Genomic DNA, 11492 nt, shown 5'->3' with positions numbered 1-11492 from the left:
AACACCTTTTATAATTGGAGTTTAGATTCCTACGGAAATTGAAGATTCAACGAAGTCAATGAAAAACTGCATGCTTAATTATTGAACTAAATCTTTAACCATTTTTTTTTCAAAGCTTCCCAACGTTTATCGTTAATCGCTTTTTGCTCATCTTTTGTGATTTTCAGTTCCAGTTTTTTTGATCTGCAGTTTTCGTACGACTTCACAATTTGAAAGAAAAAAGGAATCGATTTACTCTTCATGGCTTCTTTGGAAGAGGCGATGTAAGCCAAACATCTTTTTAGCCCAAGAAAATAAAAATATCTTCCGTAATAATCAGATTCTTTTACGGTGTAGTCTGCACCTTTTACTTTAATTAATTTCACTTGTAATTCGGGTAAAACCACTTCTTTCCAGCCCAAATTTTGCAACAAAATAGAATCAATATTATCCCAACCTAATGTTTCTCTTAAGCCTCCGATCTCCATAAAACATTCCTTTCGATACGCTTTCATCGGTCCTCTCACATGATGTTTATTTGAATTTCCTTCATACACCCACTCTCCATTTTTTTCGATATATAAAAGCCCTCCAATCAAGCCATATTTAGGGTTATTTTGAAAAGATTCTTGTATTTTTTCTAGATAATTTTCGGGTAAAATAATATCAGCATCAAATTTACAAATGATATCAAACTCATCTAAATTCTGAGTTTTTAATCCATTTTTAAAAGCATTAACCACTTTTGAGCCCGGCTGATGCGCCGATTTCTGAAGATTTATCGTTTGAAAACGCGTATTCAGATCTGTATATTTCTTAATAATTTCAGAGGTTTGGTCCGTAGAACCATCATTCACCACCACTACCTTAAACTCTTTACAACTTTGCTGCTGTAAAGAGTTTAGAGTAAATGGCAGATTATCTTCTTCGTTATGGGCAGGGATAATAATGAGAAATTTCACCTTATTTTTTAATTTTCAAATTTACTTCAAATAAAAACTCAGGCTCTTGTAAGCTTTCAAAAGTTTTTGTTTTAAAATCACCTTTAATGAAAACCGCACACATCGAATTAGCCACATGATATAAATTTTGATGAGAATCTGTAGGCAAGCCATCTAATATCCCTTGAAAAACTTCGTATCTTATTTTCTCTGGATTAAAGGCGTAATCATGCCACACCACTACCGTATTATCGTGTACAAGATGTTGAAAAACTTTTTCAGTATCATTTTTCACCATCTCATAGCAATGATCACCATCGATAAAAATAAGGTCGTATTTTTTATTCAATCCTCCAAAATCAAATGTTTTTGAATTTCCTTCTAAATGAAGAATCTCAGGATTTTTCTTGGAAATAATCCCATGAAGATCAGCGTACTTTTTATCTACACCGAGCTCCAACAAGTCTTTTTCTGAAAGGTTAAAAGTTGTGCAATCGTTAATCACTTTAGCAACGTTCCAAACACTTTCTCCTCTCCATGTTCCAATTTCAAAATAACTTTTCTTTCCTTTTGCCAATGTTTTTAACAAAGCTAAATCTGTAGGAATTGAACCTCCATCCAAAAAGCATAAATCAATGGTTTCATCAAAAAAACCTTCACTCAAATCAAGAAGATTGACCTGAGGAAGGGTTTCCAAATGAGGATATTTTTTAAGAAATTCTTTTTTCTTTACATTTCTATCGTTAAGCACCAAGTTAAGCAGACTTGGATCCTGTGCTATATTTTGTAATGCCTTGACAGTTTTGTTAATTTTACTCACTGAAAATATTATTTATTATGAGGTTTCAGCATGTTCTTAGGATCAAGGATCTCATCAAGCTTTTCCTGAGAAAGTAGCCCTTTTTCCAACACTAAATTATATACACTATTTCCTGTTTCTAACGATTCTTTTGCAATCTGTGTAGATTGTTTATAACCGATGTAAGGATTAAGAGCAGTAACAATTCCGATGCTATGTTTAACCATGTTTAAGCACACTTCTTTATTTGCTGTAATCCCAACAACACATTTATCACGAAGCGTATCTAAAGCATTGCAAAGGAAATTGATGTTTTCCATAATTGCATGGGAAAGAACCGGCTCCATTACATTTAATTGTAACTGACCCGCTTCTGCTGCAAAAGTCACCGTTAAATCATTTCCAATTACTTTATAACATACCTGATTCACCACTTCCGGGATAACAGGATTTACTTTTCCCGGCATAATAGATGATCCTGGCTGCATCGGTGGTAGATTGATTTCAAACAATCCAGCTCTTGGTCCTGAAGATAACAATCTTAGATCATTACAAATCTTTGATAATTTCACAGCAAGACGTTTCATAGCGGAAGAATAAATCACATAAGCACCTGTATCAGGCGTTGCTTCTACTAAATTTGGTGCTGAAACGATAGGGAAACCTGTAATCTGAGATAAGTTTTTAGCACAAAGTGTTGCATACCCAATCGGAGCATTAATTCCTGTCCCGATTGCTGTAGCTCCCATGTTTACTTCAACAAAAAGATCTGCGTTGCTATTCAATTTAGAAATATCTTCTTCTAAATTGGCTGCAAATGCTTCAAACTCCTGTCCCAACGTCATTGGAACCGCATCCTGAAGCTGGGTTCTTCCCATCTTGATGACATCCTGAAACTCTTCTCCTTTCGCACGGAAAGCTTCCACTATACTTTGCAGTCTATCTACCAAACCAACATTCATCTGTAATAATCCCATTTTTATTGCGGTAGGATAAGCATCGTTGGTTGATTGTGAAAGATTAATATGATCGTTGGGTGAACAAAATTCATATTCTCCTTTATTTTTACCTAATTTTTCCAACACTCTATTGGCAATTACTTCGTTTGCATTCATATTGATCGAAGTTCCTGCGCCACCCTGAATCATATCTACAGGAAATTGCTCATGAAGTTGCCCAGCAATTAGTTCATCACACGTTTCTGCAATTTTGAAATACAGTTCTTCATCAAGCAAACCTAATTCATAATTGCTTTTGGCAGCCGCTTTTTTCACAAAAGCTAACCCTCTGATAAAGTCCGAATACGAAGAAAGCAACTGTCCTGATATTTTGAAGTTATCAATCGCTCTTTGAGTCTGAACTCCATAATAAGCATCCATCGGTACATTTAGTTCTCCCAATAGATCGCTTTCTTTTCTGAAATTTTCCATTACAGATTTTTTATTTTTTAATATAGTTTTAAATAGAGCAAAAACGCATCATAACTGACGCGCTTTACATTTTATTTTACAGGGTATTTCTGACTTAAAGCTTGTAATATCGACCATGTTTCCGGATCCATAATTCCATCATAATTTTGTGGACGGAAATGATACTGAATGGCTTCAATTGTTTTTTTCGTAGCATCATCCCATTTACCACTCAAGTCTAGTGAATATCCAAACTTCTGCAATTGTGTTTGTACATTGAAAACAAATGAAGGCTCATTGTACTTTGCTGTAAAGTCTGTTGATACTGCGGTATCATAAAAACTTTTTTTGGTTGCTTCATCATACCACATTCCGATTTGATACTCATCATACAGCTTTTTCCAAGGAAAAGATGGTCCCGGATCCTGTTTTCTGGTTGGTGCAATATCCGAATGTGCCAATACATTAGTGGCAGGAATTTGATATCTTACAATAATATCCTTAGCCAAAGCAGCTACTTTTTTAATTTGATCATCACTGAAAGGAGCAAATATTTTTTTACCTGTAGCATCTGATGTATATCCAGCATTAACAATTTCAATTCCGATAGAAGTATCATTAAGATTTTTATCATTTCTCCAAGAGCTTACTCCTGCATGATAAGAACGCTTATTTTCATCTACTAATTGATAAATCTCTCTATCTCCTGTATTATTCACCAGGTAATGCGCACTAACCGCCTGCTGAGTAAGCACTGTTATTGATTTATCGTCTGGCAATGCTGTATAATGTAATATCAGATATTTTTGTCTGAAATTTTGAGCAATAGCCGGAAAATACGTTTTCACTACTTGATATCCTGCAGGTTTTGCAGAAACAATAGAACCATAACTCGCCGTATTATCATTTTTAGTCGCATCTGCAATATTAGTAGTAAAAAATTCTACACCGCGATCATTTGTAATTTGTGGCTTAGGTTTTTCTTGAGTTTGTGTTTTTACCGCAGTTTTTGGCTGTGATACTGGGGCTTTTGGTTTATAAGAACTTTTTTTTACGTTTTGTTGTGGAGTACACGAAAAAACGAAAGCGCTTAATCCGATGATATATAATGTCTTACGCATTAGTCTATTTTTTTAATCATTTATTACCTCAAAAATACGTAAATTTTTCTTGAAAAATATTTGGTTAATAAAGAAATCTATTCTATATTTGCACTCGCAATAACGGAACAACGGTCATTAAAATTTAAAGAAAAAAGGAGGGTTGCCAGAGTGGTTAATGGAGCAGTTTGCTAAACTGTCGACGCGAAAGTGTCGCAAGGGTTCGAATCCCTTACCCTCCGCACTTTTTTCTTTTCAATCTATTATATTCGGGGCGTAGCGTAGTCCGGTCATCGCGCCTGGTTTGGGACCAGGAGGTCGCAGGTTCGAATCCTGCCGCCCCGACTGTTTTAATAATTTTCTCAAAATTATTCAATGGGTGCGTAGCTCAGCTGGATAGAGCATCTGCCTTCTAAGCAGACGGTCTCAGGTTCGAATCCTGACGCGCTCACATAAAAAACCTCATAACGTAAGTTGTGAGGTTTTTTGTTTATATTAGTTCATGTGTTATTGTTATATTCTTTACTCACAATCTTTAAATAGATATATAGCGATACACAAAAAAGAATCTTTATTCTCTATCCTATCCGCTTCTTACTTTTTAATTTTCTTCCACAGTTTTCATTACATTTAAATGAATCCCGCATTCCTTACCTCATCTAAACAGATTACCAAACCTTTAAGCTAACAATCCCAAGAAATAAGTAATAAAAACTTGATACATCGGTTAGATTTATTTTTAATCTTTAAATTTACCCCACCTAAATCCCTCTAGCTTCAAGCCAGTAAAGATTTAGATAAAAACTAAAACAATGACAACAAATAATTAATTATGACAAAAATAAAACTGCGTCTATTCATCATTCCAATCCTAACATTACTAGCAAGCAATCATGTGTTGGGACAAATAACCTCCAAAGAAGTAGATGCACTTGTTACTAACGCCATGGGAAAATTCAATGTTGCCGGCGTTGCTGTAGCCATTGTAAAGGATGGAAAAATAATTCATGAAAAAGGTTACGGTATCAAATCAATAGATACAAAACTGCCCGTTGATAATCATACTAATTTTGAAATTGCCTCTAATAGTAAAGCTTTCACAACTGCCGCTTTATCGATTTTAGTAGACGAAGGAAAACTTTCCTGGACTGATAAAGTCAAAAAATACATTCCTGAATTTAAAATGTACAACGACTATGTGACAGAAAATTTCACTATTAAAGATCTCCTATGCCACCGAAGCGGACTAGGCTTAGGAGTGGGAGATTTAATGATGTTTCCAGACGGTACAGACTTCACCATAAAAGATGTGGTAACTTCATTCCAACATTTCACGCCTGCTTCAGGTTTCCGAACACAATTTGATTATGATAATCAATTGTATTTAGTAGCAGGTGAAGTAACCGCAAGAGTAAGCGGAATGACTTGGGAAGCTTTCATACAAAAACGCATCATGGAACCTTTGCAAATGCAAAACTCATTCAGTTCCATCAACCAAGTAAAAGACATGAGTGCAATGGCTCTTCCCCACTCCTCAGAATCAGGCAGTATAAAAAAATATCATTATATGGAGCCATGATAAATGGTGCCGCAGGAGGAATTGTATCCAACGTTAATGATATGTCTAAATGGATGCTTACTCAATTAAACAAAGGTAAATATGGATCTAATTTAGAAAAACAACTTTTCACTGAAGAAAGGCAAAGTGAAATATGGACCATTCATACGGTGGATAAAACAGATCCTAACCCCAGATATAACCAACATTTCAATGGATATGGCCTAGGTTGGAACTTATCTGATATCAAAGGAAATCTAAGTGTTTCGCATACTGGTGGACTACCAGGAATGCTTTCAATTGTGACTATGATCCCAGATTTAAATTTAGGTATCGTTATTTTAACCAATACAGAAAATGGAGGTGCTGGTGTTTTCTCATCGGTAAGCCAAACCATTATTGACAGTTATTTAGGACTGAATGATTTTGGATGGGTAGATAAGTATGCCTCTCATTTTCAATCACAAAAAAAATCTGGAGATGAAGTCACTCAAAAAGTTTGGGAAACTGTAAGCAAAGCAAAAAATACCACCTTAAAAAATGAAGATTTGATCGGGCTGTATGAAGATAAGTGGTTTGGAAAAGTTGAAGTTTTCTTAAAAGGAAATCAATTATGGTTTAAATCATATCGTTCACCCAAGCTCAATGGACCTATGAGCTTTTACAAAGCAAATACTTTTGCCATTAAATGGGAGTACAAGGATATGAATTGTGATGCCTTTGCTATCTTTAGTTTAGATGAAGAGGGCAAGGCGCAACGTATAAAAATGAAAGGCATCTCTCCGGATATTGATTTCAGCTTCGATTTTCAGGATTTAGATTTACAAAAAGTAAAAAACTCCACAGTTCAATAATCATCTTTTCATCCTCACAGAAAAAACTCACAATAAAAATTGTGAGTTTTTTCTGTTTTTCATCCCTCTCCTCACTTACATTTTAGCATCAAAAAACAATAAAGTCATGCTTTTTTCATTTTATTTACACTGAAATTTTACAATCTCTTTTTTTCTAAATTCTTTCCCAACATCCTCCTATATCATCAAAGGAAAAATAAAAGTGTAAAAAATCATCATTATTTTCCCACACTACAAATTATGTTAACTCAATGGTTACTAAACGAGTAACCTTACCATTTATTTAATTAAAAAAAACCATTAAAAACTATTTAGCTTTTTGTTTTTTTATTTAAAAAAGTATCCTATCTTTGCACCCACAAAAAAACAAGGCAATATGCATTGTTTTAGATGACTTAATCGGGGCGTAGCGTAGTCCGGTCATCGCGCCTGGTTTGGGACCAGGAGGTCGCAGGTTCGAATCCTGCCGCCCCGACTGTTTTAATAGTTTTCTCAAAATTATTTAATGGGTGCGTAGCTCAGCTGGATAGAGCATCTGCCTTCTAAGCAGACGGTCTCAGGTTCGAATCCTGACGCGCTCACAAAAACAAAGTAATACACATTGTTTTTTTTAGATGACCTAATCGGGGCGTAGCGTAGTCCGGTCATCGCGCCTGGTTTGGGACCAGGAGGTCGCAGGTTCGAATCCTGCCGCCCCGACTGTTTTAATAGTTTTCTCAAAATTATTTAATGGGTGCGTAGCTCAGCTGGATAGAGCATCTGCCTTCTAAGCAGACGGTCTCAGGTTCGAATCCTGACGCGCTCACTTAAAAAACCTCATAACGTAAGTTGTGAGGTTTTTTGTTTATATTTAATTCATGTGTTATTGTTATATTCTTTACAAGATAACCAAATAAGAAATTATCATTATTTATCCAGAATATCCAGTATTGTTCCATATAAAACTTCTGCGCCTAAAGCCAGATCTTCGGGAGAAGAAAACTCCAGAGGGTTGTGCGAAATCCCGTCTTTACACCGTACAAATATCATCCCGTAGTCGCAGGCATAAGAAATGGCCATTGCATCGTGAAATGGTCCGCTCATCAATTCAGGGACATCATTCAACCCGATTCTTTCACAATTGTTTCTTATAATGTTTTTAATCCAATCTGCACAATATCGCGGTTCACTTTTCCAGTCTTCAGAAATCTCATACGAAAGGCCATGCTTTTGAGCTACTTCATCTATTGCATTCATCAATTGCTTTTCATAACGGTTTCTTCTTTCTAGATCGATATCCCTTAAATCAAGAGTAAATTCCACTTCTTCCGGAATGATGTTTCGGGAAGCCGGAAAAACTTTAATTGTTCCGCATGTTCCAACGGTCGGATTTCCCGGAACCTGATTTGCAATTTTGTTTAGGGCAACAATAATTTCTGAAGCACCTACTAAAGCATCTTTACGCATCGGCATCGGAACAGAACCAGCGTGTCCCGCCATACCTTTCAGTTTCACAGTAAGCCAAATCGGTCCTGAAATCCCAGATACCACAGCTATGGGTTTATTTCCGACGTCCAAGACCGGACCTTGTTCTATATGCAGTTCCAGATAACAGTAAATACTGCCATTCTTATACTCGGATTCTTTAAATTTTGTAACATCACAGCCAAATTCCTTCAGAGCCTGTTCTCTTGTAATTCCGTTGGCATCGGCACGCTGCAATTCTTTTTCTTCCAATCGTCCCAAAATTCCGCGAGAACCAAATAATCCTTTATTGAAACGCCAGCCTTCTTCATCTGCAAAGGAAATAATCTCCAAAGAGCGTTCCGGTTGTATTCCATTTTCGTGCATTGTAATAGCTGCCTCAATAGCACATAAAACACCCGCAACTCCGTCATATCTTCCTCCGTAAGGTTGAGAATCCAGATGTGAGCCCACCACCAGAACAGGTAAATCAGGGTTTTTACCCTCTAATTTACCGATAAGATTACCGAAATTGTCAATTTTTGTTGTCATTCCTGCCTGTTTCATCCACGAGGAAGCCAGTTCAAATGCTTTCTTTTCTTCAGAAGAATGAGCGGGTCTGTTGGTTCCGGTTTCACCGATCTTACCAATTGTACTCATTTCGGTAAAGAAATTTTCCAGGCGTGCAGAATTGATATTCATTTATTTAATTAAGAGATTAATAGATTTTAAAATTAATGATCGTTTAACGGAAGTCCGAGCTCCTGAAATTTGGTCCAGTTGAGATAATCCGGAGCAACCCGTTTTTCTACCATTGAAATACAATTGTCTACCGGGCAAACTAATTTGCATAGGTTACAGCCTACACATTCCGGCTCATTAATCGTATAAGTATTATACGGCATTCCATCTGCTTTGAAAATTGCCTGGTGTGAAGTATCTTCACAGACGATGTGGCACAATCCACAATGAATGCATTTATCTTGATCAATGTTGGCAACAATGTGAAAGTTAAGATCAAGCTCTTCCCATTCTGTAATGGCAGGAACAGATTTTCCGATAAAATCAGTAATTTTTTCAAAACCTTTTTCATCCATCCAGTTGTTAAGACCTTCATTTAAATCTTCAATTATCCGGAAACCATATTTCATCGCAGCCGTGCAAACCTGAACGGAAGTTGAACCCAGCAACATAAATTCCACAGCGTCCTGCCAAGTCGAAACTCCGCCACTTCCAGAAATCGGAACTCTGGAAGTGATTGGATCTTTTGCAATGTTCGTAAGCATTTTCAAGGCAATTGGTTTAACAGCAGGTCCGCAATACCCTCCAAAAACAGATTTCCCACCAACATTCGGATTCGGGACAAAACTATCCAGATCAATTCCCGTGACAGACTGAATGGTATTAATTAATGATAATGCGTTTGATCCAGCATTTACCGCTGCTTTTCCTGTAGGAACGACAGAGTGAACATTTGGGGTAAGTTTTGTAATGACCGGCAAAGTGGCAACTTCCATCACCCACTCCACGATCATACCTGCAATTTCCGGGTCTTGTCCCACTGCAGCTCCCATTCCTCTTTCCGTCATTCCATGCGGACAGCCGAAATTAAGTTCAAAACCATGAGCTCCGGTTTGTTCACAACGTTTTACCATGTCGTGCCATGCTTCTCTGGTATTATCTGCCATAAGAGAAATAATCATTGCCCTATCCGGAAATTCTTTTATCACTTCTTCAATTTCCCGAAGATTAATTTCTAAAGGACGGTCGGAAATCAATTCTATATTATTGAAACCTGCGATACGCTGCCCATTGAAATTGATCGCAGAATACCGGGAAGAAACATTCTTTACCTGCGAACCGAGGGTTTTCCAAACAACACCACCCCAGCCTGCCTCGAAAGCACGCATTACATTTATTTTTTTATCCGTTGGCGGAGCAGAAGCCAGCCAAAAAGGATTTGGAGATTTTATGCCTAAAAAATTACAAGATATATCTGCCATTTTTTGAATTTTAATTTATAGATTTTGAATTATTTTTCAATTTAGGATATATTCTAAAATAGAACGAGCTGCGAGTTTTCCGTCTTGTGCTGCATTTACCACTTCTTTTCCACCATTGATACAATCGCCTCCTGCAAACACTCCTTTCCAATTGGTTTCATAATCAGAATTTACAGAAACTTTTCCAGATGAATTTTGTAATTCGAAATTCGAAATTAAATCTTCAAATGGGGTTTGTCCTGCCGCTTTTATGATCATATCACAATCTATTTCAAAGGTTTCTCCTGTATCAACCGGACTTCTTCTTCCCGAAGCATCAGCTTCACCTAATTTCATACGTCTACAGATCAAAGTTTTTACATTGCCGTTTTCAGAAATAATCTCTTTCGGAGCAGCAAGATATTCCAGATTACATCCGTCTAATTTGGCGATATTCAATTCAACGTCCGTGCATGGTTTTTCATTTTCAGTTCTTCTGTAAACTATGGTTACTTGTTTTGCTCCAAGTCTTTTCGTCTGAGTTGCCGCATCTATTGCCGTCATTCCAAGACCGATAACCGCTACTCTCTCACCAACAGGAATATTTGAAAAATCATTGGTTCTAAGATGGTGGATATAAGAAATTGCATCTTCAACTCCTCCCGAATTTTCCCCATTAATATCCAACTGCCTTGCAATACCTACTCCGATTCCGAGGAATACTGCATCATAATTTGTCTGCAGATCCTTCAACTGGAAATCTTTCCCGAGCTCCTGGTTGTATTTGATATCAATTCCGCCAATTGAAGTAATATATTTCACCTCTTCTTCACAAAACTCAGGGGTCACTTTATAAGCTGCAATTCCGTAAGTCATCAATCCACCTCCTTTTGTTTCTTTCTCAAAAATGGTAACCTCTACACCTTCTTTTGCAAGATTAAAAGCACAGGAAAGCCCGGCTGGGCCTGCTCCTACCACCGCAACTTTTTTTCCGACAGAGGTCTTTTTTTCGAAAAGCTGCCAATTGTTTTCCATTGCTTTTTCTGTAGAATATCTTTGTAAGCGTGCAATCTGGATGGGCTCTTCATGAAGCAGATTATAAACACATGATCCTTCACAAAGTATTTCTACAGGGCAAACTTTAGAACAACTTGCTCCCATAATATTATCTGTAAAAATAGTTTTCGCCGAACCTTTCAGATTCTCTGTAGCAATCTGCTTGATGAATTTCGGAATGTTGATATGAGTAGGGCACATCTTTATACAAGGGGCATCGTAGCACATAATGCAACGGTTTGCTTCTATCACTGCTCCTTCACGATTTTCGAAAGGCGGATGAATATCTGCAAAATTTTCCTGATATTGTTCAAAGGTAAGACGGTTATTGACGATCATATTTATTCTATTTTATATTTTGAATGTTGAAT

At 36.8% G+C, this 11492-nt stretch carries 9 protein-coding genes and 7 tRNA genes; 9 read left to right on the top strand and 7 right to left on the bottom strand.

Annotation, left to right across the window (positions count from 1 at the left end; all coding sequences use genetic code 11):
- Nucleotides 1-86 precede the first annotated feature (86 nt).
- The 4 genes from AMQ68_RS14460 to AMQ68_RS14445 form a co-directional block, all read right to left on the bottom strand.
- The gene (locus tag AMQ68_RS14460) at nt 87-941 is read right to left on the bottom strand and encodes a glycosyltransferase family 2 protein (protein WP_054511333.1); all 855 of its coding nucleotides are present in this window, start codon (nt 939-941) and stop codon (nt 87-89) included.
- 1 nt (nt 942) lies between these two features.
- The gene (locus AMQ68_RS14455; protein ID WP_054511332.1) at nt 943-1740 is read right to left on the bottom strand and encodes a class I SAM-dependent methyltransferase; all 798 of its coding nucleotides are present in this window, start codon (nt 1738-1740) and stop codon (nt 943-945) included.
- Nucleotides 1741-1748: 8 nt separating this feature from the next.
- On the bottom strand, nt 1749-3149 hold the full coding sequence (gene aspA, locus AMQ68_RS14450; RefSeq protein WP_054511331.1) for an aspartate ammonia-lyase: 1401 nt from the start codon (nt 3147-3149) through the stop codon (nt 1749-1751).
- A gap of 71 nt (nt 3150-3220) precedes the next feature.
- The gene (locus AMQ68_RS14445; protein WP_054511330.1) at nt 3221-4249 is read right to left on the bottom strand and encodes an N-acetylmuramoyl-L-alanine amidase; all 1029 of its coding nucleotides are present in this window, start codon (nt 4247-4249) and stop codon (nt 3221-3223) included.
- Nucleotides 4250-4385: 136 nt separating this feature from the next.
- Here AMQ68_RS14445 and AMQ68_RS14440 point away from each other — a divergent pair.
- The 9 genes from AMQ68_RS14440 (at nt 4386) to AMQ68_RS14405 (ending at nt 7445) form a co-directional block, all read left to right on the top strand.
- Nucleotides 4386-4470: transfer RNA gene (locus tag AMQ68_RS14440), tRNA-Ser, on the top strand.
- 28 nt (nt 4471-4498) lie between these two features.
- Nucleotides 4499-4573, top strand: a tRNA-Pro gene (locus tag AMQ68_RS14435).
- Nucleotides 4574-4605: 32 nt separating this feature from the next.
- Nucleotides 4606-4679: transfer RNA gene (locus tag AMQ68_RS14430), tRNA-Arg, on the top strand.
- Nucleotides 4680-5060: 381 nt separating this feature from the next.
- Nucleotides 5061-5807, top strand: a complete 747-nt coding sequence (locus AMQ68_RS25655) for a serine hydrolase (RefSeq protein WP_262483905.1) — start codon at nt 5061-5063, stop codon at nt 5805-5807.
- Nucleotides 5804-6640 (top strand): serine hydrolase, encoded by an 837-nt coding sequence (locus tag AMQ68_RS25650; protein WP_262483904.1) that lies wholly within the window; start codon nt 5804-5806, stop codon nt 6638-6640. The genes AMQ68_RS25655 and AMQ68_RS25650 overlap by 4 nt, the downstream gene beginning before the upstream one ends.
- Before the next feature lie 400 nt (nt 6641-7040).
- Nucleotides 7041-7115 (top strand) — tRNA-Pro (locus AMQ68_RS14420).
- 32 nt (nt 7116-7147) lie between these two features.
- Nucleotides 7148-7221, top strand: a tRNA-Arg gene (locus tag AMQ68_RS14415).
- 43 nt (nt 7222-7264) lie between these two features.
- Nucleotides 7265-7339: transfer RNA gene (locus AMQ68_RS14410), tRNA-Pro, on the top strand.
- 32 nt (nt 7340-7371) lie between these two features.
- Nucleotides 7372-7445, top strand: a tRNA-Arg gene (locus tag AMQ68_RS14405).
- Between the two features lie 101 nt (nt 7446-7546).
- Here the strand turns inward: AMQ68_RS14405 and AMQ68_RS14400 are convergent.
- The 3 genes from AMQ68_RS14400 to AMQ68_RS14390 are packed head-to-tail and all read right to left on the bottom strand — an operon-like array spanning nt 7547 to nt 11460.
- Complete coding sequence (locus tag AMQ68_RS14400) at nt 7547-8785, bottom strand: M20 family metallo-hydrolase (protein WP_054511329.1); 1239 nt, start codon at nt 8783-8785, stop codon at nt 7547-7549.
- Between the two features lie 32 nt (nt 8786-8817).
- Nucleotides 8818-10086: an NAD-dependent dihydropyrimidine dehydrogenase subunit PreA gene (gene preA / locus AMQ68_RS14395; RefSeq protein WP_054511328.1), complete on the bottom strand. Its 1269-nt coding sequence runs from the start codon at nt 10084-10086 to the stop codon at nt 8818-8820.
- A 36-nt stretch (nt 10087-10122) separates the two neighbouring features.
- Nucleotides 10123-11460 (bottom strand): NAD(P)-dependent oxidoreductase, encoded by a 1338-nt coding sequence (locus AMQ68_RS14390; protein WP_054511327.1) that lies wholly within the window; start codon nt 11458-11460, stop codon nt 10123-10125.
- Nucleotides 11461-11492 lie beyond the last annotated feature (32 nt).

Source organism: Chryseobacterium sp. ERMR1:04, from assembly GCF_001297705.1.
In the GTDB taxonomy this organism is placed as follows: domain Bacteria; phylum Bacteroidota; class Bacteroidia; order Flavobacteriales; family Weeksellaceae; genus Chryseobacterium.
This window is presented reverse-complemented; position numbering and strand designations above follow the sequence as displayed.